General features: G+C 65.2%; 24 protein-coding genes and 2 pseudogenes. 20 read left to right on the top strand and 6 right to left on the bottom strand.

Annotation, left to right across the window (positions count from 1 at the left end; all coding sequences use genetic code 11):
- Positions 1-2: 2 nt before the first annotated feature.
- From BN9444_RS10250 to BN9444_RS10240, 3 genes are all read right to left on the bottom strand, one after another.
- A complete protein-coding gene (locus BN9444_RS10250; RefSeq protein ID WP_068801854.1) occupies positions 3-332 on the bottom strand; it encodes a transglycosylase family protein in 330 nt (109 codons plus the stop codon).
- A 163-nt stretch (positions 333-495) separates the two neighbouring features.
- Positions 496-2,472 (bottom strand): MMPL family transporter, encoded by a 1,977-nt coding sequence (locus BN9444_RS10245; RefSeq protein WP_068801853.1) that lies wholly within the window; start codon positions 2,470-2,472, stop codon positions 496-498.
- Positions 2,473-2,810: 338 nt separating this feature from the next.
- On the bottom strand, positions 2,811-3,140 hold the full coding sequence (locus BN9444_RS10240; RefSeq protein WP_068802197.1) for a transglycosylase family protein: 330 nt from the start codon (positions 3,138-3,140) through the stop codon (positions 2,811-2,813).
- A 638-nt stretch (positions 3,141-3,778) separates the two neighbouring features.
- Between BN9444_RS10240 and rimP the strand changes: the two genes are divergently transcribed.
- The 9 genes and pseudogenes from rimP (at position 3,779) to BN9444_RS10190 (ending at position 12,519) form a co-directional block, all read left to right on the top strand.
- The gene (gene rimP, locus BN9444_RS10235; RefSeq protein WP_068801852.1) at positions 3,779-4,324 is read left to right on the top strand and encodes a ribosome maturation factor RimP; all 546 of its coding nucleotides are present in this window, start codon (positions 3,779-3,781) and stop codon (positions 4,322-4,324) included.
- A 3-nt stretch (positions 4,325-4,327) separates the two neighbouring features.
- Positions 4,328-5,338 carry a transcription termination factor NusA gene (nusA, locus tag BN9444_RS10230; RefSeq protein ID WP_066486705.1) on the top strand — a complete coding sequence of 337 codons (1,011 nt, stop codon included), beginning with the start codon at positions 4,328-4,330 and terminating at the stop codon, positions 5,336-5,338.
- A gap of 191 nt (positions 5,339-5,529) precedes the next feature.
- On the top strand, positions 5,530-5,802 hold the full coding sequence (locus BN9444_RS10225) for a YlxR family protein (RefSeq protein ID WP_068801851.1): 273 nt from the start codon (positions 5,530-5,532) through the stop codon (positions 5,800-5,802).
- Between the two features lie 150 nt (positions 5,803-5,952).
- Positions 5,953-8,215: pseudogene (gene infB, locus BN9444_RS10215) on the top strand (translation initiation factor IF-2).
- Between the two features lie 172 nt (positions 8,216-8,387).
- The gene (gene rbfA, locus BN9444_RS10210; RefSeq protein WP_066486702.1) at positions 8,388-8,828 is read left to right on the top strand and encodes a 30S ribosome-binding factor RbfA; all 441 of its coding nucleotides are present in this window, start codon (positions 8,388-8,390) and stop codon (positions 8,826-8,828) included.
- Entirely contained in the window at positions 8,829-9,794 is a 966-nt protein-coding gene (locus tag BN9444_RS10205; protein WP_068801849.1) for a DHH family phosphoesterase, read from the top strand.
- On the top strand, positions 9,791-11,080 hold the full coding sequence (locus BN9444_RS14835) for an MATE family efflux transporter (protein WP_066509664.1): 1,290 nt from the start codon (positions 9,791-9,793) through the stop codon (positions 11,078-11,080). Before BN9444_RS10205 ends, BN9444_RS14835 begins: the two co-directional genes overlap by 4 nt.
- On the top strand, positions 11,081-11,869 hold the full coding sequence (locus BN9444_RS14830; RefSeq protein ID WP_066509656.1) for a metallophosphoesterase family protein: 789 nt from the start codon (positions 11,081-11,083) through the stop codon (positions 11,867-11,869).
- A complete protein-coding gene (locus tag BN9444_RS10190) occupies positions 11,866-12,519 on the top strand; it encodes a 4'-phosphopantetheinyl transferase family protein (protein ID WP_066486690.1) in 654 nt (217 codons plus the stop codon). The genes BN9444_RS14830 and BN9444_RS10190 overlap by 4 nt, the downstream gene beginning before the upstream one ends.
- A 77-nt stretch (positions 12,520-12,596) precedes the next feature.
- Here the strand turns inward: BN9444_RS10190 and truB are convergent, their stop codons facing one another.
- Positions 12,597-13,487, bottom strand: coding sequence for a tRNA pseudouridine(55) synthase TruB (gene truB / locus BN9444_RS10185; RefSeq protein ID WP_066509655.1), 891 nt, complete (start codon positions 13,485-13,487; stop codon positions 12,597-12,599).
- 38 nt (positions 13,488-13,525) lie between these two features.
- Between truB and BN9444_RS10180 the strand changes: the two genes are divergently transcribed.
- The 4 genes from BN9444_RS10180 to BN9444_RS10165 all read left to right on the top strand — a co-directional run bounded on the left by BN9444_RS10180 (position 13,526) and on the right by BN9444_RS10165 (position 16,275).
- On the top strand, positions 13,526-14,548 hold the full coding sequence (locus BN9444_RS10180; protein WP_068801848.1) for a bifunctional riboflavin kinase/FAD synthetase: 1,023 nt from the start codon (positions 13,526-13,528) through the stop codon (positions 14,546-14,548).
- Positions 14,549-15,481, top strand: a complete 933-nt coding sequence (locus BN9444_RS10175) for a nucleoside hydrolase (RefSeq protein WP_066486678.1) — start codon at positions 14,549-14,551, stop codon at positions 15,479-15,481.
- A 101-nt stretch (positions 15,482-15,582) separates the two neighbouring features.
- The gene (gene rpsO / locus BN9444_RS10170) at positions 15,583-15,852 is read left to right on the top strand and encodes a 30S ribosomal protein S15 (protein WP_066486675.1); all 270 of its coding nucleotides are present in this window, start codon (positions 15,583-15,585) and stop codon (positions 15,850-15,852) included.
- A 108-nt stretch (positions 15,853-15,960) separates the two neighbouring features.
- A complete protein-coding gene (locus tag BN9444_RS10165; RefSeq protein WP_066486671.1) occupies positions 15,961-16,275 on the top strand; it encodes a DUF4288 domain-containing protein in 315 nt (104 codons plus the stop codon).
- A gap of 13 nt (positions 16,276-16,288) precedes the next feature.
- Here the strand turns inward: BN9444_RS10165 and BN9444_RS10160 are convergent, their stop codons facing one another.
- Positions 16,289-16,795 carry a CPBP family intramembrane glutamic endopeptidase gene (locus BN9444_RS10160; protein WP_068801847.1) on the bottom strand — a complete coding sequence of 169 codons (507 nt, stop codon included), beginning with the start codon at positions 16,793-16,795 and terminating at the stop codon, positions 16,289-16,291.
- Between the two features lie 151 nt (positions 16,796-16,946).
- Between BN9444_RS10160 and BN9444_RS10155 the strand changes: the two genes are divergently transcribed.
- Complete coding sequence (locus tag BN9444_RS10155) at positions 16,947-19,190, top strand: polyribonucleotide nucleotidyltransferase (protein WP_066509644.1); 2,244 nt, start codon at positions 16,947-16,949, stop codon at positions 19,188-19,190.
- 141 nt (positions 19,191-19,331) lie between these two features.
- Here the strand turns inward: BN9444_RS10155 and BN9444_RS10150 are convergent, their stop codons facing one another.
- A complete protein-coding gene (locus BN9444_RS10150; protein ID WP_066486663.1) occupies positions 19,332-20,012 on the bottom strand; it encodes an AMIN-like domain-containing (lipo)protein in 681 nt (226 codons plus the stop codon).
- 100 nt (positions 20,013-20,112) lie between these two features.
- Here BN9444_RS10150 and BN9444_RS10145 point away from each other — a divergent pair, with 100 nt between their 5' ends.
- The 6 genes and pseudogenes from BN9444_RS10145 to BN9444_RS14825 all read left to right on the top strand — a co-directional run.
- Positions 20,113-20,727: a TIGR03943 family putative permease subunit gene (locus BN9444_RS10145; RefSeq protein WP_168162239.1), complete on the top strand. Its 615-nt coding sequence runs from the start codon at positions 20,113-20,115 to the stop codon at positions 20,725-20,727.
- A complete protein-coding gene (locus BN9444_RS10140) occupies positions 20,717-21,721 on the top strand; it encodes a permease (RefSeq protein WP_068801846.1) in 1,005 nt (334 codons plus the stop codon). Before BN9444_RS10145 ends, BN9444_RS10140 begins: the two co-directional genes overlap by 11 nt.
- A gap of 75 nt (positions 21,722-21,796) precedes the next feature.
- Positions 21,797-22,543: a 4-hydroxy-tetrahydrodipicolinate reductase gene (dapB, locus tag BN9444_RS10135; protein WP_066486652.1), complete on the top strand. Its 747-nt coding sequence runs from the start codon at positions 21,797-21,799 to the stop codon at positions 22,541-22,543.
- Positions 22,543-23,292: an FAD-dependent thymidylate synthase gene (thyX, locus tag BN9444_RS10130; RefSeq protein ID WP_066486650.1), complete on the top strand. Its 750-nt coding sequence runs from the start codon at positions 22,543-22,545 to the stop codon at positions 23,290-23,292. The genes dapB and thyX overlap by 1 nt, the downstream gene beginning before the upstream one ends.
- A gap of 82 nt (positions 23,293-23,374) precedes the next feature.
- The gene (gene dapA / locus BN9444_RS10125) at positions 23,375-24,292 is read left to right on the top strand and encodes a 4-hydroxy-tetrahydrodipicolinate synthase (protein ID WP_068801845.1); all 918 of its coding nucleotides are present in this window, start codon (positions 23,375-23,377) and stop codon (positions 24,290-24,292) included.
- Positions 24,285-24,529 (top strand): annotated as a pseudogene (locus BN9444_RS14825) (ribonuclease J); the annotation flags it as partial. The gene dapA and the pseudogene BN9444_RS14825, both read left to right, overlap by 8 nt.

Raw genomic sequence — 24,529 nt, 5'->3', positions numbered from 1 at the left:
GGCTAGTAGGTCAGCGGGCCGCCGCAGTTGGGCCAGGCGCCAGCGCCCTGGCCAGCGAGGACGCGCTCGGCGATGTCGATCTGCTGGGCCTTGGTGGCCTGGTCTGCGGTGGGCGCGTACTGCTGACCGCCGTAGCCGGCCCACGTGTCGTAGCTGAACTGGACGCCGCCGTAGTAGCCATTGCCCGTGTTGATATTCCAGTTGCCGCCGGACTCGCACGCGGCGACCTGGTCCCAGGCCGCGGTGGAGGCGGCGTGAGCGGCGGGGGCGCCGACGGCGGTAAGCGCTGCGGCGGCACCGAAGGTTGCGAGAGTCTTCGTCATAGAACGCATGGAGTTAGTGCTCCTTTGCATGGTTGAGGTCAGATTCTTGAAAGCAGCGGGAGGAGGGCCTGCCGCGTCCATGCCGACCCAACGTAGGAGTCCATGCGATTGTGTGCAATGAAATTCAACGCATAATTACCTGTCCTTCCGCTGAGCGGAGGACAGGCTTCTATCAGGAGCGCTGTGCAGCGGGGGATTCGGCAGATTTAAGGGAAACCGTTTCCGAGTCGGATTTTCCGGCCGGGTGGGCGGGCCACCAGAATTTCTCGCCGAGGAGCTGGACGAGGGCGGGCACGAGGACGGTACGCACGATAAGAGTGTCGAGGAGGACACCGATGAAGACCGTGATGCCCAGCTGCGCGAGGACGACGAGGGGGAGGACGCCGAGTGCGGCGAAGACGGCGGCCAGCAGGATGCCGGCTGAGGTGATGACGCCGCCGGTGGCCGAGAGCGCGGTGAGCACGCCGCGGCGGGTGCCAACACTGCGGGCGTCCTCGCGGGCACGGGTGATGAGGAAGATCGTGTAGTCGATGCCGAGGGCGACGAGGAAGACGAACGCGAAAAGCGGCGTCGTGGAGGCGAAGCGGTCGAAGCCGAAGATGTAGTAGCTTACCCACCAGCCCAGGCCCAGGGCGGCGACATTGGTGAGTAAGACGGAGGCGACCATGATGAGCGGCGCGAGCAGGGAGCGCAGCATGAGGATGAGCGCGCCACATACAAGAGCGAGGACGAGCGGGAAGATGGTGCGGCGATCGTCGGCTGCGGCGGATTCTTCGTCCGCGAGCTGAGCGTCGGAGCCGCCCACGTAGGTCTCGCCCGGCAGCTGCCCGCGTAGTTCAGAGAAATGGGCGGAAGACTGGAAGAGCGTCCAGCCGTTGCCGGCGCCGGTCTCTTGAGCGTCGGGGAGGGCCTCCTTCACCGCGTCCGCGTCGCGGGTGGCGATAATGGTCGGAGTGGCGGATTGCTCGGGGAATTTCTCTTCGAGCTCGGTGCCAGCGGAGATGGATTCCGGGGTGTCGAGGAACTGGTCGGATTGGGTCAGCCCCGTGGAAATGTGGGCGTAGCCGGAAGCGCACACGGCGAGCAGGAGAAGGGAGACGGCCGTGACGAGCTTGGGGCGTGCGCCCACAAGGCCGCCCACGCGGTCCCAGAGCTTGTGGTTCGGCTCGGTGCCGACTTCGGGGCGGCGGGGCCAGAAGATCCAGCGACCGAAGGTCACGAGCACGCCGGGCAGGACGAACAGGGCGAAGAGCCACGCGATGATGATGCCCGTGGCGGACGCGAGGCCCAGGCCACGGGTGTTGGGGACGGAGGAGAGCAGCAGACAGAGCACGCCGAGGATCACGGTCGTCGCCGAGGCGGTGACAGCCTTGAGCGTGGGCAGCCAGGCGGCGGCCATGGCGGCGAAGCGGTCCTCGTGGCGCGTGAGCTCATCGCGGTAGCGCGAGATGAGCAGCAACGCGTAGTTCGTGCCCGCGCCGAAGACGAGGACGGAGAGGATGCCGGAGGTCGACTCGTTCCAGGACAGGCCGGTGGCGTCGAGGACGTAGGTGAAAACGGTTGCGGCGACTCGGTCAGCGATGCCGATGACGAGCAGCGGCAGGATCCACAGGATGGGGGAGCGATACGTCGCGATGAGCAAGAGCGCGACGATGGCCGCGGTGACGCCAAGGAGCAGGAAGTTGGCGCCTTCGAAGACGCTGGCGAGGTCAGCGCGGATCGCGGCCGGGCCGGTGACCTGGACGGTCACGCCCTCCGGTGCGCCGTCGGTGAGGCGCGCGCGTAGGTCTTCGACCTCGGTGGCGTTCTGCGAGGAGCTCGTGGACTCCACGTTGTAGGGCACGATGGCACCGTCGCCGGCCTCATTCGGAATGACGGGGCCCAAGTCACCGGCGAGTTTCTGCAACTCGTCCATGTGTGTGCGCACGTCACTGCTGAAGAAGACGATGGCCGCCTGAGATTCGCCGGCGCCCGAGGCCTCCTGAACCTCGGCCTGGATGTTGGCGACGCGGGTGGACTCCGCGTCGCTCGGCAGGGAATGAGTACCCGCGTTGGGCTGCTCCACACCTCCCAGCGACATCGCCCCGATACCGAGGATGAGTAAGAGGAGAGCGAGCCAGCGGGCGGACTTCATGCGTGAAGCGGTCATAGCCGCCCACCTTACCCGCTAGACGGTGCGCGCCCAGGCGGCGGTCCCCACGAGCCAGCGCAGCCACGCGGTCGCATCCGTCGCCTCGGTGGTCGCGGCAGCTGTGGCTTCGTCCCGGCCCGCGATTGTCGCCGCCTGCGTCCAGCGTTCCTGCGTGCGTGCGTTTAACTGCGTGACGTAGTCTGCGGAGCTCGCCGTGTCTGTGGGCAGCGGCAGGTCCGTCGCAGTGTAGGCCGCGGCCTGCGCCGGGGCCTCGGCCTTGGCGTCTGCCNCACGCGCTGCGCCTTCCGGCGCAGCTGCTCATGATGCGTGCGGCCTATCGGCTCACGCGCTAGCGGCTAGTAGGTCAGCGGGCCGCCGCAGTTGGGCCAGGCGCCAGCGCCCTGGCCAGCGAGGACGCGCTCGGCGATGTCGATCTGCTGGGCCTTGGTGGCCTGGTCTGCGGTGGGCGCGTACTGCTGACCGCCGTAGCCGGCCCACGTGTCGTAGCTGAACTGGACGCCGCCGTAGTAGCCATTGCCCGTGTTGATATTCCAGTTGCCGCCGGACTCGCACGCGGCGACCTGGTCCCAGGCCGCGGTGGAGGCGGCGTGAGCGGCGGGGGCGCCGACGGCGGGAAGCGCTGCGGCGGCACCGAAGGGTGCGAGAGTCTTCGTCCTAGAACGCATGGGGGTAGTGCTCCTTTGCANGGCGTCTGCCAGCAGGCCCCGCAGCCATGCGGCGATCTGCTCGTGGTCAGCGATGAGGCTGCCGATGCGCCCCTCCTGATCGCCCGCCGCAAATGCCTTCGCCGTGTCCAGTCCCCAGATGGTCTCGTATTCCCACGCGAGGAGATCCTTTGCCTGGTCGATTTCGGCTGGGGTAAGCATAAGGTCCGGCTCGGCGAGCTGCGGCGCGGCGCTGGCGGCATCGTCAATAGCGTGGGAGACGATGAGCGCGCGGGATTCGACGGGGACGGCGGCGGTGAGCGGATCGATGGGCTCGGCGTGCTTCGTGGAGTACTCCGCCATGGCGGCGTCGCGGTCGACCTGGCAGGAGCCAGGGGAGGTGCCGTCCTCGGCGAACCCGCAGGTGCGGGCGACCTCGGCCCAGAGGGCATCGGCATGCTCTGCGTTGCCCTGGGACTGCGCTTGCGCGGCGAGTTCGATAAGGGTCGGGTCCGGCCGCGGGCCGAAGTAGTCGACGATAGGCGCGCACCCGGCGGTGAGCAGGGCGGCGGGCAAGACGGCGGCAATGAGCATTCGGCGTAACACGCAGTCAACCTTAGCGCGCGTGCGAGGCGTGGGAAGCAGCTAGGGTAGAACGCATGGCTTTTCCCACTCCACAGATTTTGACCGAGCGGCTTACCCCGCTGTTGGCTGCGCGCGGGCTCGACCTTGAGCACGTCAAGGCAACTCCGGCTGGAAAGAAGTCCCAGGTGGTTATCCGCGTCGATGGCGACGAACGCCCGAGCTCGGATCTGCTGGGGGAGGTCTCCGATGAGATCTCCACGTTTTTCGACGACCTAGAGGCGCGCGGCGAGCTCAATTTCGGCGCAGGCTACACGCTGGAGGTTTCCACGCCGGGCGTGGATCTGCCGCTCACCGCGCCGCGCCATTTCCGTCGCAACTGTGGCCGTGTCATTTCGCTGGAGGGGAGGACCGTGGGCCGGCTGGGAGCGCTGTCTCCTGACGAGTCCTCGGTGATCCTCGTCGCGCGCGCGAAGAAAGAGCTGCGCGTGAGCGTCGCACGATTGGAAAATCTGGCCGGCGCGGTGGTAGAAATTGAATTCGCACGCGCACCCGAAGACGAGCTTCGAGTGACTGAGCAATCGTTTGAACAAGCAGCCGAGCAGGCTGACCGAGAGGACTAATAAGTGAATATCGACATCGCGGCATTGCGCACCATCCAGACGCAGCAGGGCATCCCCGTGGGTGATCTGCTGCAGACCATCGCATCCGCTTTGCTCTTCTCCTACCGCGAATACCGCGCGACGGAGCCGGACGAGAACGTCAAGGCCCGCGTGGACATCGACGGAGACACCGGCGCCGTGGCCGTCATCGTCACCGAGACCGACCCGGAGACCGGCGAGGTCGTCACCGAATATGACGACACCCCAGCCAACTTCGGCCGCGTGGGCGCCCACGCCGTGCGCGACGCCATCCTGCGCCGTATGCGTGAGGCTGAGGCCGACCGCACCTTTGATTCCTACACGCCGCTCACCGGTCGCGTGGTCTCCGGCATCGTGCAGCGCGACGCGCGCGCCAACGAGCGCGGTATCGTCGTGGTCCAGCTCGGCACCGAAGCCGACGCCCAGGACGGTATCCTCCTGCCCGCCGAGCAGATCCCGGGCGAGACCTTGAAGCACGGTGACCGCGTCAAGGCGTATGTCGTCGACGTGCATAAGAACGGCGCTGCCGTGCAGGTGAGTCTCTCGCGCACCCACCCGGAGCTCGTCCGCGGCCTCTTCGAGCTGGAGATCCCGGAGGTTGGCGACGGCTCCGTGGAGGTCATCTCCATTGCCCGCGAGGCTGGCCACCGCACGAAGATCGCCGTGCAGGGCAAGGCCAAGGGCCTTAATGCCAAGGGCGCCTGCATTGGCCCCAAGGGGGCGCGCGTCAACAACATCATGCGTGAGCTCCACGGCGAGAAGATCGACATCATTGACTTCAACGAGGACCCGGCCGTCTACGTGGGCAATGCGCTTGCACCGTCTAAGGTCGTGCGCGTCGACGTCCTCGATCCGGAGGCGCAGATCGCCCGCGTCACCGTGCCGGATTACCAGCTTTCGCTCGCCATCGGCAAGGAGGGCCAGAACGCTCGTCTCGCCGCGCGTCTTACCGGCTGGAAGATCGACATCCACTCGGACGCGGAGTCTGCAGAGTAAATTGTGGTGTCGCGCCGCGTAATTTTGGTGTCGCGCCGCCACGCTTGAGTGGCGGCGCGTTTACCCTAAGTTCAAATTCTGCGTCATGTCGCGTAGACTAGGGAACGGCCCTCATGCGCCGGTGGACACCGGTGGTAATCCCGCGCGCCCTGAATCGGGGCGTGCACGAGCACGAAGGAGTTGACCTCGCTATGACGTCACTCCGTGTGCGTACGTGCATTGCCACTCGCGACCGCCGCCCCGATACCGAGCTGCTCCGCGTGGTCCTCGACCCCGCAGATCCAACTCGCGTCGTGGCCGATCCGCACCGCCGCCTTCCCGGACGGGGAGCGTGGCTCACGCCGGATGTGGGCGCATATGAGCTAGCGGAGCGCCGCCGAGCTTTCGGTCGCGCGCTGCGCACGTCTACCCACGTGGACACAGGTCAAGTACGTTCGTACCTGGAGTCGGTCGCGGCGCCCTAACGTGGTGCCGGACCCAGATTGCATAAAGGAAGACCCCACACTGATGAGCGCACAACGATGAAGCATCAGCGATGAAAGTCGTCAACAACAACTCTTGACGGTGGCCGCCACTTTCGCGGCCATCCTCAAGCAACAACCAAGAGGAGACAAGTGGCCGGAAAGCTACGCGTTCACGAGCTCGCGAAAGAGCTCGGAGTAACCAGCAAGGAACTGCTCGCGACCCTGAAGGACCAGGGCGAGTTCGTTAAAACCGCATCGTCCACCATCGAACCGCCGGTGGTGAAGAAGATGCGTGCCTTCTACGAGCCGCAGGGCGCCAAGGATGACGCCCAGCAGCCCGCGAAGGGTGGCGCGCCCAAGTCGGGTGCTGCCAAGCCGGGACAGTCTGCTGCCCCGAAGCCGGGCGCTGGCAACCCCAAGCCGGGCCAGCAGGCCCCGTCTGCGCAGGCGAAGCCGGGCAAGCCCGCGGAGAAGTCGGGACCGAAGCCGGGCGCACCCAAGCCGGGTGCAGAGAAGTCTAACGCCGCTAAGCCGGGCCAGCCCGCGTCGAAACCGGCGCAGGGCGCCCCGAAGCCGGGTCAGTCCGCTGCCCCGAAGCCGGGCGCACCGACCCCGNGACGGCGGCGGCAAGGTCGTTCGCCTGCGTCGCGGCGCGTCGCTCGCTGACTTCGCTGAGAAGATCGGTGCCGATCCGGCAGCGCTCGTCCAGGCTCTGTTCAACCTCGGCGAGATGGTGACCGCAACGGCGTCCGTCTCCGAGGACACGCTGCAGCTGCTCGGCTCTGAGATCAACTACGAGGTGCAGGTCGTCTCGCCGGAGGACGAGGACCGCGAGCTCCTCGAGTCCTTCGACCTCCAATTCGGTGAGGACGAAGGCGGCGAGGAAGCCCAGGAGAAGCGTCCCCCAGTCGTCACGGTCATGGGCCACGTCGACCACGGTAAGACCCGCTTGCTCGACACCATCCGTAAGACGCACGAGCGCGAGGGTGAGGCCGGCGGCATCACCCAGGGCATCGGCGCCTACCAGACCACGGTGGAGCTCGAAGATGGCCCGCGCACGATTACGTTCCTGGATACCCCGGGTCACGAGGCGTTTACCGCCATGCGTGCCCGTGGTGCCCAGTCCACGGACTTGGCGATCCTCGTTGTCGCTGCCGATGATGGCGTTATGCCGCAGACGGTGGAGGCCATCAACCACGCGAAGGCTGCGGATATCCCGGTCGTCGTCGCGGTCAACAAGGTCGATAAGCCCGAGGCACAGCCGGACAAGATTCGTGGCCAGCTCACCGAGTACGGCCTCATCCCGGAGGAGTACGGCGGCGACACCATGTTCGTCGACATCTCTGCGAAGGCCGGCACGAACATCCAGGAGCTGCTCGAAGCTGTCATCCTTACGGCGGACGCGGCGCTGGAGCTCACGGCGAACCCGAACATGGACGCCCAGGGCGTTGCTATCGAGTCCCACCTCGACCGTGGCCGCGGCCCGGTCGCGACGGTCATCGTTCAGCGCGGTACGCTGCGCGTCGGTGATTCCATCGTCGTGGGTGACGCACATGGCCGTGTGCGCCGCATGCTCGACGAGTTCGGCGATGACGTGGACGAGGCGGGTCCGTCCCGCCCGGTCCAGGTCCAGGGTCTCAACGGCGTGCCGGGTGCGGGCGACAACCTGCTCGTGGTCGAGGACGACCGTGTCGCGCGTCAGATTGCCGCGCAGCGTGATGCCCGCAAGCGTTCCGCTCTGCAGGCGAAGTCCCGCAAGCGCGTCTCGCTCGAAGACCTGGATGCCGTGCTCAAGGAGACCTCCACGCTCAACCTCATTCTCAAGGGCGACAACGCCGGTTCGGTAGAAGCCCTCGAGGACGCGTTGCTCGACCTGGAGATCGACGACGAGGTCCAGCTCAACATCATCGACCGCGGTGTCGGTGCTGTCACGCAGACCAACGTCTCGCTCGCGGCTGCCTCGGACGCCATCATCATCGCGTTCAACGTGCGTGCTGAGGGTAAGGCAACGGAGGAGGCCAACGCCGAAGGCGTGGACATCCGTTACTACACCATCATCTACCGCGCCATCGAAGAGATTGAGCAGGCTCTCAAGGGCATGCTCAAGCCCATCTACGAAGAGCGCGACACTGGTGCGGCCGAGATCCGCGCGCTGTTCAAGTCCTCTGCGGTGGGTACCATCGCCGGCCTTATGGTCACCGAGGGCAAGATCAAGCGCAACGGCAAGGTGCGCTTGGTCCGCGATGGCAACGTCATTTCCTCCGACGCGAAGATCGAGTCTCTGCGTCACGAGAAGGACGATGTCACCGAGATGAACGCCGGTTACGAGTGCGGTGCTGTCCTGTCTTACCCGGATATCCAGGTGGGCGACATCCTGCAGGCCTACGAAGAGGTCGAGGTTCCGCGCGACTAGTCGCGTGAGTTCTATACCGGAATAATTCGACGCTGAGCCCGCGTTTCCTGAATTGAGGAAACGCGGGCTTTCGCGTGCCCGCCCCGCTAGGTGCGCGAGGGAGGGCTTGTCCTCTAGACTTGGTTGGTTGAACGCCGCGTCTGCGGCAAGCTGTAAGCATGAAGGAGTAGCCATGGTTGATCACGCCCGCGCGGCCCGTATGGCCAAGCGCATTCAGGAGATCGTCGCCAGTGCCATCGAGCGTCAGATTAAAGACCGCCGTCTCGAGTTGGTAACCATCACGGACACCCGCGTCACCGGCGATTTGCACGACGCCACGGTGTACTACACCGTCCGTGGCAAGGACCTGAACTCCGAGCCGGATCTGGACCAGGCGGCCGAGGCGCTCCACCGCGCCAAGGGTCAGTTGCGCAAGATCGTGGGCGATCAGCTCTCCGTGCGCTTTACGCCCACACTGAGTTTCGAGTTCGATGCCGTGCCGGAGGCCTCCGCGCACATGGAGGAGCTGCTTGAGCGCGCTCGTCAGCGCGACGCGGAGCTGGCCAAGCTCAAGGAGAACGCGCGTCCAGCGGGCGACGCGAACCCGTACAAGACGTCGGGCGAGGAGGAGTAGATGGCCGGAACTGAAGCACAATTCCAGGCGGTTGTTGACGCCCTCAAGGCGGCGCAGCGCGTCTGCATCATCACACACCTGCGCCCGGATGCCGATGCCGTCGGTTCGGCCTCGGCACTCGCCCTCGGCCTGGATCAGTTGGGCAAGGAGTCGACCATCGTCATCGGCCAGCGCCGCCCGGTCTCGGAGAACCTGCTCACCATTCCGGGCTCCGAGCGCATTCAGCTCGCCTCCTCGTTGCCGGAAAACTATGACGTCTACGTCACGGTGGATTGCGGCGCCATCGACCGCACGGGTCTGCTCGAAGACGACGTGGCGACGGTCGACAACCTCGTGTGCATCGACCACCACTCCTCGAACAAAGGGTTTGGCTCCATCAACCTCGTGCTCGATGAGTGCGAGTCCACGACGGTCGTATTGACGCGCGTGCTCGACTTGCTCTCCGTCCAGCTCGATACGAAGATCGCGCACGGCCTCTACGCCGGCCTGATGACGGACACCGGCTCCTTCCGCTGGGGCCGTCCGGCCATGCACATGTACGCCCACCGCTACATGCAATACGGGCTCGACACCAAGCAGATCGCCGTGGACCTCATTGACTCCACGAATGCGGATGACCTGCAGATGGTCGGCCGCGTGCTCTCTGGCCTGCGCATCTTGCCGGCGGGCCCGCACCACCTGGGCATCCTCGTCGCCTCGCTCGATCTCGCTGAAGGTTCGGCCGAGGGCTCCGTGGAGTCGCTCGTCGACTTCGTCCGCGCGCTCGACGGTTCTGATATTGGCGTCGTTTTCAAGGAACAGTCCCGCGGCGTGTGGGCGGTCTCCCTGCGCTCGTCCACGGTCAACTGCGCCGAGATCGCCGGCCGCCTCGGGGGTGGCGGACACGTGCCGGCCGCCGGCTACACCACGTACGGTGACGAGGGGGAGATCATCAACCAGCTCGTCACCCTGCTCGCCGAAGAATGACCGAGGAGACAGTGTCCGCGCGACGGATTTTCGGCCTAGCCCTGCCCGCCTTGGGCGTGCTGGCCGCGATGCCGCTCTACCTGCTCCTCGACACCGCCGTCGTGGGACGCTTGGGTGCCACGGCGCTCGCGGCCCTGGGGGCCGCCGCGACCGTGCAATCGGTCGTCACCACCCAGCTGACTTTCCTGTCCTATGGCACCACGGCGCGCTCCGCCCGCTTCTACGGCCGTGGCGACCGCCAGGCCGCCGTCGCTGAGGGCGTCCAGGCCACCTGGGTGGCCCTGGGCGTGGGAGCGATCCTCATGGCCCTCATGTGGGTCTTCGCCGGGAGCATCGGCAGGTTCATGACGGGCTCCGAGGAAGTCGCGCGCCTAGCCGCCGAGTGGCTGCGCCTCGCGGCGCTCGCCATCCCGCTTACCCTCGTGGAAATGGCCGGCAACGGCTGGATGCGCGGCGTCCAAGATACCCGCAAGCCGCTGTTGTTCACCCTGGCCGGGCTCATCCCGGGTGCCATCGCCGTGCCCATCTTCGTGCACTTCTGGGGCGTTCTCGGCTCCGCGGCGGCGACCGTGCTGGGCATGGGGATCATCGCCGCGTGCTTCCTGCGTGAGCTCCACCGCGAACATGAGGGGGACTGGCGCCCGGACCGAGGGGTCATCGGCAAGCAATTGGTGCTCGGCCGCGACCTCATCGTGCGGTCGCTCGCGTTCCAGGTGGCGATGCTCTCCGCGACGGCCGTGGTGGGACGCTTCGGCACGGCGCCCCTGGCCGCGCATCAGATTATGACGCAGCTGTGGAATTTCCTGACACTCGTCCTCGACTCGCTCGCCATCGCGGCGCAGACGCTTATCGGTGCGGCCCTCGGCGCTGGTCACTCCGCCAAGCGAGTGGGGCAGCGGATTGTGGGCTACTCGGCAGGCTTCGCGGTGGCACTCGCGGTCGTCTTCGCGGTGGGTGCCTCCCTCATTCCGCGGATCTTCACCCAGGACTCCGCGGTGCTCGACGCGCTTGCGCGACCGTGGTGGGTCATGGTTGCCATGGTCATCACGGGTGGTGTGCTCTTCGCACTCGACGGCGTGCTGCTCGGCGCGGGCGATGCCGCCTTCCTGCGCACGCTCACCCTTGCCTCCGTTATCCTGGGGTATCTGCCCGGCGTTTTCCTCGCCTATGCCCTGGACTGGGGGCTTACCGGCGTGTGGGCCGGACTCGCGGCGTTTATCGCCCTCCGCACCGTGGGCGTGATTTATCGTTTTAAGTCAATGAAGTGGGCCAGAAAGGAGCTGTAGATGGCAACCCTATGGGCCGTGTCCGATCTGCATGCGGCGGCCAAGGCAAACCGGCCCCGCATCGAGGCGCTGCAGCCTTCCGATCCAAGTGATTGGCTCATCGTCGCTGGCGATGTTGCGGAGCGCACTGACCTCATTTTGGAGATCCTCGGCGAGCTGGCGTCGCGCTATGCCACCGTCATCTGGGTTCCTGGCAACCACGAGCTTTTTGCCCGCAGCCAGGACCGCTTCCGCGGCCGCGCGAAGTACGCCAAGCTCGTGGCCGGCTGCCGCCGCCTGGGCGTCATTACGCCAGAGGACCCGTACCCCGTCTTCCACGGGGTGACCATCGTCCCGCTCTTTACGCTCTACGATTACAGCTTCCGCACGCCGGGTGTCTCGGCCGAGGACGCCGTCTCCGCGGCGGGGGAGAAGGGCATCATGATGACCGACGAGGTGGCCATCGCCCCCTTCGTTGATATCCGCGCGTGGTGCTGGGACCGCCTCGCGTACTCGATTAAGCGCTTGTCCCGGATCGACGGGCCCACGATTCTCATTAACCACTGGCCGCTCGTCCAAGAGCCCACGCAGCGCATGCGCTATCCCGAGGTCGCCCTGTGGTGCGGCACCCGCCATACCCGCGCGTGGCCGAAGCGCTACCACGCGCAGCAGGTCATCTACGGTCACCTCCACATCCCGGTGGTCGAGGAGATCGACGGCGTCACGCACGCCGAGGTTTCCCTGGGCTACCCGCGCGAATGGCAAAGCCGCGACGGACAGGTCTGGCCGTACAAGGTGATGGGCTCATGATCGATAACGTGCTCTTCCCTGACTCCGCGCGCTTTTGCTACGTGCGCACCTCGGAACCCGACCTTTTAAACTATGACGGCCTCGATCCCCTCGAGCGCACCCTGGTTAGCCAAGCCGTGGACGTGCGCAAGGCCGAATTCGGCGACGCCCGCTGGTGCGCCCACCAAGCCCTCTCCGAGCTCGGCGCGACGGGGCCCGTCTTAAGAGGGGAACGCGGCATGCCGCTCTTCCCGGACGGTTTCGTGGGCTCCATTACCCACACCCAGGGCTTTCGCGCAGCCGTTGCGGCACCCTATTCCTCCGTCCGGTCGATTGGCATCGACGCCGAGCCTGCCGATGTCCTCCCCGAAGGCGTCTTCGACGCCATCGCCCGGGCCAGCGAGGTGCCCCAAATGTCCAAGCTCGTCGCCGCCGGCGTGACCTGCCCGGACCGCTTGCTTTTCTGCGCGAAGGAGGCCACGTACAAGGCGTGGTTTCCCATGACGCAGCGCTGGCTCGACTTCGACCAAGCGGAAATCTCGTTGCGCGCGGACGGCACGCTCATCTCCTATATCTTGGCGCGCCCCACGCCCGTGCCTTTCATCGAGGGCCGCTGGGTCATCCGCGACGGCTACGTCATCGTCTCGACCGTGGTGCCGCATACCCTCTGACACTTCGCGTGCGGGTTCAAACGTGAATGAGTCATGGGTTTTCGGCAAGAAAATCCGTGACTCATTCATACTTCGACTTAGAGCGTCGACGGCCGCGCCACGAAGACCGTCGCGAGGCGCTTGCCCTTCTCCTTGATGAGCGCAACGGACCTGCCGGACGGGTCCACGGCCGCGTGCACGCCTTTCAAGCCCCGCGGCTCGAGCCATTTGCCCATGGCCAGCGCCGCCGCTTCTTCTTCCGTGACGTCGAGGACCGGATAGGAGCGCGCCAGCGCCTCGTCGAGAGACAGCGACAAGGTAGGGGATTCTTCCAGTTCCTCCAGCGTGCGTGCGTCGGCCAAGGTAAAAGGCCCGACCTCGGTTCGCCGCAGGGCCGTGAGGTGCCCGCCCACGCCGAGTGCTTCGCCGAGGTCGCGGGCCAGCGAGCGGATATACGTACCCGAGGAGCACTCCACGTGGACGTCGACGTCTACAAACGATCCCCGGCGAATCTCCAGGATGTCGAAGCGAGAAATCGTTACAGGACGCGCGGGAATCTCGACGTCTTCGCCGGCGCGGACGCGTTCGTAGGCACGCTTGCCGTCGATCTTGATAGCGGAGACTGCCGCGGGCTTTTGCATGATGTCTCCGGTGAGCGCGGCGACGCCGTCGGTGATGGCGGCATCGGAAAGCGCGGACGGGTCCGCAGAAGAGATGGTCTCGCCCTCCGCGTCATCCGTGGAGGTCGCTTGGCCCAGGCGGATGGTGGCGTCATAGGCCTTCGTGGAGGCGACCATGTGCGCGAGGAACTTCGTGCCGCGCTCGAGGCCCAGGACGAGCACTCCCGTCGCCATGGGATCCAACGTGCCCGCGTGGCCCACCTTCTTCGTGTGGAAGAACCTGCGCAGACGCCCCACGACATCGTGGGAGGTCATGCCCGCGGGCTTGTCAACGACAACGAGGCCGGAGGTGGCGAGTGCATCAGTCATGTCCGCTAGTCTAAGCGACGGGGCACGCGTGAACTAACATGGTGCGCGTGGATATTTGGTATGGACTCAGCGAGGTCGAGTGCTCGCACGGCAGCATCGTGACCATCGGCGTTTTCGACGGCGTACACCGCGGCCACCGGCTGCTTATCGATGCCGCCGTGGAACGTGCCCACGCCGAGGGCCGCTCGGCCGTCGTCGTCACCTTCGACCCGCATCCCGTGTCGGTCTTCCTGCCGGAGCGCGCGCCGCTGGCCGTGACGACCCTTGAGGAGCGCCTGCGTTTGCTGGAGAGCTACGGCGTCGACGGCGTCCTCGTTATCGACTTCACCAAAGAACTCGCCGGCCTGAGCCCAGAGGCGTACGTGGACCGGCTCCTCGTCGACGCCCTCCACGCCCGCGGTGTGGTCGTGGGCCAGAATTTCTCGTTCGGCGCGAACGCCGCCGGCACGCCGGAACTGCTCACTGCGTTAGGAAAGACACAAGGATTCGACGTCACCGTCATTCCGCTGCTCAGCGACGACGACGTGGATATCTGCTCAACCTACGTGCGCTCTCAGCTTGCCTGCGGCAACGTGGAGCACGCCAACTGGGCGCTCGGCCGCGCGTTTAGTGTTAACGGTCCCGTCGTCCGCGGTGCCGGCCGCGGTGGCAAGGAGCTTGGTTTCCCCACCGCCAACCAGTACTTCCCGGATACGCACGCGCTGCCTGCTGACGGCGTCTACGCAGGCTGGTTCTCCATCGACCCGACCGCCGCGCGTGTGGACGGCAACATGGAACCGGGCCGCGCCTACGCCGCCGCGATTTCCGTGGGTACGAACCCCACCTTCGGCGACGAGGAGCGCTCCATCGAGTCCTTCGTGCTCGACCGCGAGGCTGATCTCTACGGCCACGAGGCCACCGTCGAATTCGTCGCTCACCTGCGGGACATGGTGAAGTTCAACTCCGTGGACGAGCTGCTGGAGAATATGCACCGAGACGTCGCCGCCGCGCGCGTTGCCTTGGCTGCCGATGCCGCCGCCCGTGGCTGGACCCCCGACCAGTACTTCCTCAAGGAGGGCTAGATGAAGCTCATCCTCGACCTCGACACCGGTATTGATGACGCGCTCGCGTTGGCTTATGCGATTTCCGCCCACGAGCGTGGCGAGGCCGAGCTACTGGCGGTGACGGGTACCTACGGCAATGTCGACGTCGAGCAGGGTGTCGCCAACTCTCGCGCGCTTCTCGAGCTGCTGGGACACCCCGAGATTCCTGTCATCCCGGGCCCGCAGAAGCCCGGCTTCGAGGTCCTCGAGATATCCTCGTTCATTCATGGCTCGAACGGTGTGGGCAACGTCGCCTTGCCCGCCGCCCCGGAGCAGACCATCACCACCGATGCGGTCGACTTCCTCATCGAGGCCTACCGCACCCACGGCGCGGATCTCACCATCATTCCCACGGGACCGTCGACCACCATCGCCGCGGCGATGCGTGAGGCACCCGAGCTTGCCGATGCCCCCGTGGTCTTTATGGGCGGAGCCCTCACCGTCCCCGGCAACGTCACGCCGCTGGCCGAGGCCAATGTCATCCAAGACCCCGCGGCAACGGACTTCCTGCTGCGTACCGGTACGAACGTGTCCATGGTGGGTCTCGATGTCACGACGCGCACCGTGCTCACGAAGAAGCACACCGCGCAGTGGCGTGGAACCCTGGTAGGGGACATCTACGCCGACATGTTCGACTACTACATCGACGCCTACGCGCAGTCTGAGCCGGAGCTGGGCGGCTGTGGCCTGCATGATCCGCTCGCCGTCGCGACCGCCTTAACCCCGAGCCTCATCGACTGGCTGCCCATCAACATGATGTGCACTCACGAAGGCCGCACCACGGGAGACCCGGCCCGCTTCCACACGGAGGTCACCTCGCGCGCGGCAGTCGGTGTGGATATCGACCGCTTCGTCGACGACCTCATGGCACGTATGGCCGAGCTTTTTGGTAAATCCAGCGCTGACCTGTAATATCTTCCGAAGTCTGTGTACTGCGGTTCGCAGCAGTTGCAGGCGCGCCTTTCGCGGCGCGACATTTCATGCGGACTGAAATAAAACGAGGAGTAATACTCATGGCATTGACCACTGAGAAGAAGGCCGAAATCCTCAAGGAGTACGGCCTGCACGAGACCGACACTGGCTCTCCGGAGGCGCAGATTGCTCTGCTCACCTCCCGCATCAACACTCTGACCGAGCACCTGAAGACCCACAAGCACGATCACCACTCCCGTCGTGGTCTGCTGCTGATGGTTGGTCGTCGTCGTGGCCTGCTGAAGTACCTGGCTGCCACCAACATCGACCGCTACCGTGACCTGATCGCCCGCCTGGGCCTGCGTCGCTAAGCCTTCCGGTTGCTTTCACACCCCGTCTTCGGACGGGGTGTGTTGCTTTCTAGGGCCGTCGTGATCACGAAGCAGGTATCGCGGCCCCTGAGACGGTAGCTTGGCACCATGGAACCGTATATCGGCATTGTCGTTTTTGAACTTGAATCGGTAGAGCCCAGCGCGCCGTCGTATTTCCGCGAAGATATTGTCCTCGTCCGTGCCACAGACGACGATGAGGCGCGCGCGAAGGTCATGGCGCTGGCGCGTAGCCAAGAATCGGCAGAGCATCCCACGATCGTCATGCGCCACATCGTGGATGTCGCGCCCGCACTCTACGGCACGGTCGAGGGAGACGTGGACCTCTATGCGCGCCACTTTGCGTCGCTTGAGGACTATGCGCGCTTCGACATGAAGCTGGGAGGGCGCGACCCGTTCGCCTAGTCCCGCGCGTGGGCTACACGAGGAGCATTGCCGTGAGGATGTTGATGGCAGCGTGCACGGCGGCGCCGGGCCATAAAGAAGCGCTTTTCTCGCGCAGCCAACCCTGGGCGAAGCCGGTGGCAATCTGCACAACAAAGAGCGGGATGAGGGCGACATCCATCATGGCCAGCGGTAGGTGGATGAGGCCGAAGAGGAGACCCTGCACTGTAATTCCCGCGCCGGCATTCCAGCGTTGGGTGATAATTCCTTGTAGGAAACCGCGGAAGAAGATTTCTTCGCCCACCGCGCGCAGCGCCATCGCGAGGAATCCCATTGCCGTTGTTGCAGTCGTGGTCTGGGCGACAACCTCCGCCGGCACAGGCAACAACACGAGGTAGCTCAGCATCAGCAACACGAGCAGCAGGATGCCGGCCCACGTCCAGCCGTGCGCCTGCGGCCGCCCGAGTCCGACGGTCACGGGCTGGCGCCGGAGAAGAAGAAACACCAGCGTGGGCAGCGACCACAACACGAACATGACCATGGTTTAAGCCTAAGCCTGTATCGCGAGTCAGGGAGCGTGATGTTCGACATACTCCCAGGAAAGCTGCTAAAATCGCTACTCGTTGTAGAAAACCCAACGATTTTTCAACCGGCGGCACCGATGATCGCCGGGCTACAAGGAGTAGAAAACTTTGAGCGCTAAGAACGCTGTTGAATTTAACGTTGATGAGGAATTTGGCATCACCGAGGCGATTGCCACCATCGACAATGGGGACTTCGGTACCCGCACCATCCGCTTCGAGACCGGCCAGCTGGCCCGTCAGGCGGACGGCTCCGTCACCACTTACCTGGATGACGACACCATGCTGCTGGCCACGACCACCGCGTCGAACCAGCCGCGCGAGGGCTTTGACTTCTTCCCGCTGACGGTCGACGTCGAGGAGCGCATGTACGCCGCGGGCAAGATCCCGGGCTCCTTCTTCCGCCGCGAGGGTCGTCCCTCCACCGAGGCCATCCTGGCCTGCCGCCTTATCGACCGCCCGCTGCGCCCGACCTTCGTCAAGGGCCTGCGCAACGAGGTCCAGGTCGTCATCACCGTCATGTCCATGGACCCGGACGAGTACTACGACGTCGTCGCCATCAACGGCGCGTCTGCTGCGACGCAGCTCTCCGGCCTGCCGGTCTCCGGCGCCGTGGGCGGCGTACGCATGGCGCTCATCGCCGATGATAAGCACCCGAAGGGCCAGTGGGTCGCCTTCCCGAACGCCGAGCAGCACGAGCGAGCTCTCTTCGAGATGGTCGTCGCCGGCCGCATCGTGAAGAAGGGCCGCAAGGACGACGTCGCCATCATGATGGTCGAGGCAGGTGCTGGCGAGAACGTCGCCGAGCGCATCAAGGACGGTGCCCCGGCACCGCAGGAGTCCACCGTGGCCGAGGGCCTCGAGGCCGCTAAGCCGTTCATCCGCACGCTGTGTGAGGCACAGGCTGGCCTGGCCGAGCGCGCCGCAAAGGAAACCCAGGAGTTCCCGCTCTTCCCGCCGTACACCGATGACGTGTTCAAGGCCGTGGAAAAGAAGGCCTCCAAGAAGCTGGGCGAGCTGCTCACCATCCCAGGCAAGCAGGACCGCGACGACGCGACCAACGAGTACATGGAAGACATCGAGGAGGATCTCCTCGACCGCTTCGCGGAGTTGGAGGATGCCTCCAAGCAGATTCGCGCTGCGTATAACGCCGTGATGAAGCAGATCGTCCGTTCCAAGATTCTGGCTGAGGGTTTCCGTATCGACGGCCGCGGTGTCACCGACATCCGCGACCTGGGCGTCGAGGTCGACCTCGTTCCGCGCGCCCACGGTTCCTCGCTCTTCGAGCGCGGTGAGACCCAGATCCTCGGTGTGACCACCCTGGACATGCTCAAGATGGAGCAGCAAATCGACTCGCTCACCCCGGTCGATTCCAAGCGCTACATCCACCACTACAACTTCCCGCCGTACTCCACCGGTGAGACCGGCCGCGTCGGCTCCCCGAAGCGCCGCGAGATCGGCCACGGTGCGCTTGCCGAGCGCGCCCTGCTCCCGGTTATCCCGTCCCGTGAGGACTTCCCGTACGCCATCCGCCAGGTCTCTGAGGCTCTCGGCTCCAACGGTTCGACCTCCATGGGGTCTGTCTGTGCCTCTACGCTGTCCCTGTACAACGCGGGCGTGCCGCTCAAGGCTCCGGTCGCCGGTATTGCCATGGGCCTCGTCTCCGGCGAGGTCGACGGCAAGGAGAAGTTCGTCGCGCTCACCGATATCCTCGGCGCCGAGGATGCATTCGGCGACATGGACTTCAAGGTCGCCGGTACCTCCGAGTTCATTACCGCGCTGCAGCTCGACACCAAGCTGGACGGCATTCCGTCTAAGGTCCTGGCGCAGGCTCTGGAACAGGCACGTGATGCCCGCGCCACCATCCTGGACACCATGGCTGAGGTCATCGAGGGTCCGGACGAGATGTCCGGCCTGGCCCCGAAGATCACGTCCGTGAAGATCCCGATGAACAAGATTGGCGAGCTCATCGGCCCGAAGGGCAAGACCATCAACGCCATCACTGAGGAAACCGGCGCGGACGTCTCCATCGAAGAAGACGGCACCGTGTACGTCTCCGCCACCACGGGCGAGGCTGCCGATGCCGCCATCGAGCGCATCAATTCCATCGCCAACCCGCAGCTTCCCAAGGTCGGCGAGCGCTTCCTCGGCACCGTCGTGAAGACGGTCGCCTTCGGTGCTTTCGTCTCGCTCACGCCGGGCCGCGACGGTCTTATCCACATCTCCAAGCTGGGCGGCGACGAGCGCATCGAGCGCGTCGAGGACGTCGTCAATGTCGGCGACAAGATTCAGGTCGAGATCGCGGACATCGACAACCGCGGCAAGATCTCCCTCGTCCCGGTCGAGGAGGACTAGTCCTCATCGGATGAGCGCTTGACGCTCACACGGCCCGCACGGATTCGTTCCGTGCGGGCCGTTCGCGGTTTTCAGGACAACGAAGGCCCCAGATCTCGCAAAATCTGGGGCTTTGTTGTTCTGAAATCCAGGCGCGCGGGGCTAGGAGGTCTGGAAGTCGACGACGACGCGCGGCGGGCCCTCGAGGAAGGTCACGGAGTAGGGCAGCTGGCGGTCGAGGCCGATGACGAATTGAGACTGCGCCTCAAAGGCGTTGACGAAGTTGACTCCGGTGACGGCGCCTGCGCCGGGGTAGGTGGTGAACTCGGCGTACTGCTGCTGGAGCTGCGGCGTAGACGGCCACGGGGTGCCTTCGATACCGAGGACGAGGGCGGTGGCCCCGTCGTAGGCGACGGGCTTGCCGGAGGCCTGGGCTGCGGGGGAGTTGGTGTACTGCGTGTACCAGCCAGGCTTTCCGGGGCCGGTGAATTCGATGACGACGCGGTCGTAGCCCTCGTGCGAGCCGACGCGCACGGCGACGGGGACGAGTTCGGCGCCTTCGGCTTGCGTGAGCGGCTGGTCCGCGAGCGACGGGGTGCCGAGGAAACCGGCGGGTGCGGAACCGGCGGTGTCTTCGGGATCGGTGCTCGTGGTGGGCGACTCCGGACTCGATGCCAGGGCGCTGGATTCGGTACTGGACGTTGCTGCACTAGTGGTTCCCGAGCTGGAGGTTGCTGCGGGGGAGGAGGCGGGGGCATCGGAAGGCTCGGTGCTTGAGCAGCCAGCCACGATTAACGGCAGCGCGAGGAGAGCGGAGTAACGGAAGTGGCGTGTGGTACTCATGTCTTCCAGTCTAGGCGGAAAGCGGGTTATAGTAGGGCGGTTTCAATAACGGCGTAGAAGTATGGGTGAGGTGCGAGTGCGGCAATGTGGCGTGGTGCTCGTGGGCGTGTTCGCTCTAGGGCTGGTGTGGCTGGTCGCAGTCGGAGACGTGGCCCGTTACCTTGCGCCACGGTTTAGCTGGCTCCTCATTGCAGCCGGTGTGGTGCTTTTCGGAGCGGCGATAGTTGCGCGGGCGGATCGGCCCGTGCCGCGCATGGCATGGTTGTTGCTCGTTCCTCTGGCGCTGGTGTGGCTCGCGCAGCCGCATCAGTTGGGCTCGACGGTCGCTCAGAATCACGCAGGCGCCCGGCAGCCTGCGGCCTCAGAGTTGCGCGGGAAATCTGCGTTCGCTCCGCTGGGGGAGACCGCGGGAATCCGTGAGTTGAACGTGCGCGCACACTTGGAGCCGGAGAACATTGCTGGCAAAAAGGTAACGGTGCGCGGGTTCGCCGTGCGTGCGGAGGACGGATGGCGCCTGACCCGCTTCACCATTTCTTGCTGTGCGGCCGATGCCATGGCCTATTCGGTGCGGCTGGATACCAACGCCGCGCTGAGCGAGGACGCCTGGTATGAGGTGACCGGCGCAGTGAGTCCGGGCCAAGAACCGGTGCTAGCCGTGGCAGCTTCTCGCGACATCTCCGCTATTGGGGTGCCGGAGGATCCGTATGAGCACTAGAGTCCCGCACCACGTTGATCCGGAGCTTGTTGAAACTAGCGCGCGCCTGCGGCAGATCGGCGTCTGGTCTGTCGTCATTTGTGCCCTAGGCGTGGCTTTGCAGCTTGGGGTTGGGGGACCGTTACGTCTGCACGGCGCGCTCGACGCTTGGGCCACGCTTCTGGTCGCCATTGTCTTCCAAGCCGCACCGTTCCTTGTTGCGGGCGTGGTTGTTTCTGCGGTGCTGGCTGTGCTTGTCCCGGATTCGGTATTCCTGCGCGCCGGGCGCGCTGGGGTGCCGGGGATGGCCGCGGCCGGGGTTATCTTGCCTGGCTGCGAGTGTTCCGCGGTGCCAGTGGCCGCAACGCTCATGCGCCGGGGCGTGCCTGCGAGTGGAGCCTTGGCGTTTATGCTGGCCAGCCCCGCTATCAACCCTGTGGTGCTCGTCGCGACGGCCGTAGCTTTCCCCGATGCGCCTGCGATGGCGTGGGCGCGTCTCGCAGCGGGCCTGGTTGCGGCGAGCATCGTGGGCCAGGCATGGCAACGCGTGGGCGTTACAGTCGCCGAAAACTCCCGTCATGGCAGCCATGAGCATCACCGTGTCCCAGGCGAGCACCGATGGCGGCACGTTGCGGGACACATCGTGGACGACTTCGCTTCCGCGGGTGGATGCCTCGTGCTCGGCGCGATGATCGCAGCGACATTGAAGGTGCTCCTACCCGCACAGTGGCTGGAAACGCTGGCAGGCCAACCCCTCCTGGCGATTGCTGCGATGGCGATGCTGGCCATCATCATGAGCGTGTGCTCTGAGGCGGATGCTTTCATTGCAGCCTCGTTCGTGGGAGTCAGTCCGGTTGCGCAACTGGTGTTTCTCACAGTGGGACCGATGGTGGATCTCAAGCTGGTGGCCCTGCAATGGGGCGTGTGGGGTCGCCGGTTCGTGCTCCGGTTTGTCCCTTTAGCTTTTGCTGGGGCGGTCGGTGGCGCCCTCGCGGTGGGACTGGTGGCGTTATAAAAGCGAGCGCGTGCGAGACGAGTAGGATGGCGAAACGAGTAAAAGTAGCCGTAATGCGTTGTATGGAGGTCGCACATGACAATCAAGGTCGGGGTTTTGGGCGCGAAGGGGCGCGTCGGGCAAGCCATCGTAGAGGGTGTGAACGCAGCGGACGACCTGGAGCTCGTGGCGGAGATTGACCGCGACACCCCGCTGCAGGAGCTCGTGGATAACGGCGCGGAGGTTGTCGTGGACTTCACGCAGCCGGGCGTGGTGATGGATAACCTCAAGTTCGTGGTCGAGCATGGCATCCACGCCGTGGTTGGTACGACTGGTTTTGATGCTGAGCGTTTGGCCAAGGTGGAGGAGTGGACTAAGGCCGAGGGGGCGGGTCACGTGCTCATCGCGCCGAACTTCGCCATTTCGGCCGTGCTTACCATGACGCTGGCAAAGCAGGCTGCGAAGTTCTTCGAGACCGCCGAGGTCATCGAGTTCCACCACCCGACGAAGCTCGACGCACCGTCGGGCACGGCCATCCACACCGCGCAGGGCATTGCTGCGGCACGCAAGGAGGCCGGGTTGGGCGCCATGCCGGACGCTACGGAGCAGTCCTTGGAGGGCGCCCGCGGTGCGGACGTCGACGGCGTGCCGGTGCATGCGGTGCGCATGCGTGGCATGGTCGCGCATGAGGAAGTCATCTTCGGTGCCCAGGGCCAGTCGCTCACCATCCGCCAGGATTCCTACGACCGTTCCTCGTTTACCCCGGGCGTGCTCGTGGGCGTGCGCAATATCGCGGAGCACCCGGGTCTCGTGGTGGGCCTCGATAACTACCTGGATCTGTAATGGCGAAAGAAAAGAAGCTCGACGTCCAGCTCATCGCGGCCACGGCATTCCACGCGCCAGCCGATGTGTCCTGGGCGCCGGATGACTCCGCCACGGACGCGGAGGCGTTGGTCGAGTTCGCGGGACGCGCATGTTACGAGTCCTTCGATAAGCCCAATCCGCGCACGGCGACAAACGAGACGTACCTTCACCACATCATGGAGGTCGGCCACGATGCGTTGCTCGAGCACGCCACGGCGACGCTCTACATCCGGGGCATTTCGCGTTCGGCCTCGCACGAGCTGGTGCGCCACCGTCACTTCTCGTTTAGCCAGTTGAGCCAGCGCTTCGTCCACTCGGAGGAAGCGGAGGTTGTGCTGCCGAACTTGGTGGCAGCGGATCCGGAGCTCACGCGGTTGATGCTGCAGGCCGTGGACGAAACGCGCTTCGTCTACGAGGAGCTGCTGCGCGCGCTCGAGGACAAGCTCGAGGACGAGCCCAATGCGTTGCTGCGTAAGAAACAGGCCCGCCAAGCCGCGCGCGCGGTGCTGCCTAACGCGACTGAGTCGCGGATTGTGGTCACCGGCAATTACCGGGCATGGCGCCAGTTTATTGGCGCGCGGGCGACGGAGCATGCTGACTCGGAGCTGCGGGCCGTTGCAGTGGAATGCCTGAAGATTCTGCGCGAGCAGGCGCCGACGCTCTTTGACGACTTCCACATCACGCAGCTGCCGGATGGGACGGAGATGGCGTCGAGCCCGTTCGCGTGAGCGTGGGCTGGCGGATCGGATTTAGACGCCACTCGCGGCCCGATGTCCACATGAGGGCCATGAGCGGGTAACCTTGTACCCCATGAGCACAGGTATGACAGCAAAGAATGGCGTTGAGACGTTCGGACGCGTCGGAGTTGCTATGGTCACCCCGTTTGACGGGGATGGCAACCTCGATCTGCCGGGCGCGCGACGCCTTGCCGCTCATCTCGTCGATAGCGGGATTGACCAGCTGGTCATCTCAGGAACGACGGGCGAATCGCCGACGACGACGCCGGCGGAGAAGGTAGACCTGCTCAAGGCCGTCAAGGCCGAGGTTGGCGACCGCGCGAAGATCTGCGCGGGCGTCGGTACGAATAACACGGCCGTGTCCATCGAGATGGCACGCGCCGCCACTGAGGTAGGCGTTGACAGTCTCCTCGTCGTGGCACCGTACTACTCCAAGCCCTCCCAGGAGGGCGTCTACCGCCACTTTGCTGCTATCGCGGATGCAACGGATACTCCGATCTGCGTCTATGACATCCCTGGCCGCTCTGGCATCGCCATCGAGGCAGATACTCTGCGTCGCTTGGCGGAGCTACCCACCATCCGTGCCGTCAAGGACGCCAAGGGCAACCTTGGACTTGGCGCCGAACTCATGCGAGAGACCGGTTTGGCCTGGTACTCCGGCGATGATCCGCTCAACCTGCCCTGGGTCGCCCTAGGTGCATCGGGCTTTATCTCCGTCGTCGGCCACGCCGCGCCGCAGGCTCTCGCAGAACTTTATACTTCGTTTGAAGCCGGCGATCTGGCGCGTGCGCGCGAGATTAACGCCGAGATCTTGACCCCGCTCATTCACGCACAGGCGCGTCTGGGTGGAGCAACCATGGCAAAAGCGGCCCTGCGACTGCAGGGCATTGATTGCGGAGAGCCGCGTCTTCCGGTCCTCGGAGCGAATGAGGACGAGATTGCTGCTCTGCGCCTAGATATGGAAAGGCTGGAGTCCTTTAAGAATGACTGAACCCCAAAAACGTGCCCGGAAGGTGACCCGCAAGGCGGGCCCGCCGGCAGAAACCAACGAAGCGGCCTCGAACGAGGCGGCTTCGCCGGTTTTCCAGGCTCCCTCCGAGCAGGCTTCTGCGGCGAATAACAACGCCTCCAACGAGGCTCACTCGTCGTCCTCCAACGACGACGAGGGCAACGGCCGCCGCCGCTCGCGCGGTTCCCGTGGCGGCCGTGGCCGCGGCGGAAACAACCG

Source organism: Corynebacterium phoceense, assembly GCF_900092335.1.
GTDB classification, from domain to species: Bacteria; Actinomycetota; Actinomycetes; order Mycobacteriales; family Mycobacteriaceae; genus Corynebacterium; species Corynebacterium phoceense.
The sequence above is the reverse complement of the archived record's forward strand: the minus strand, read 5'-3'. Positions and strand labels throughout refer to the sequence as shown.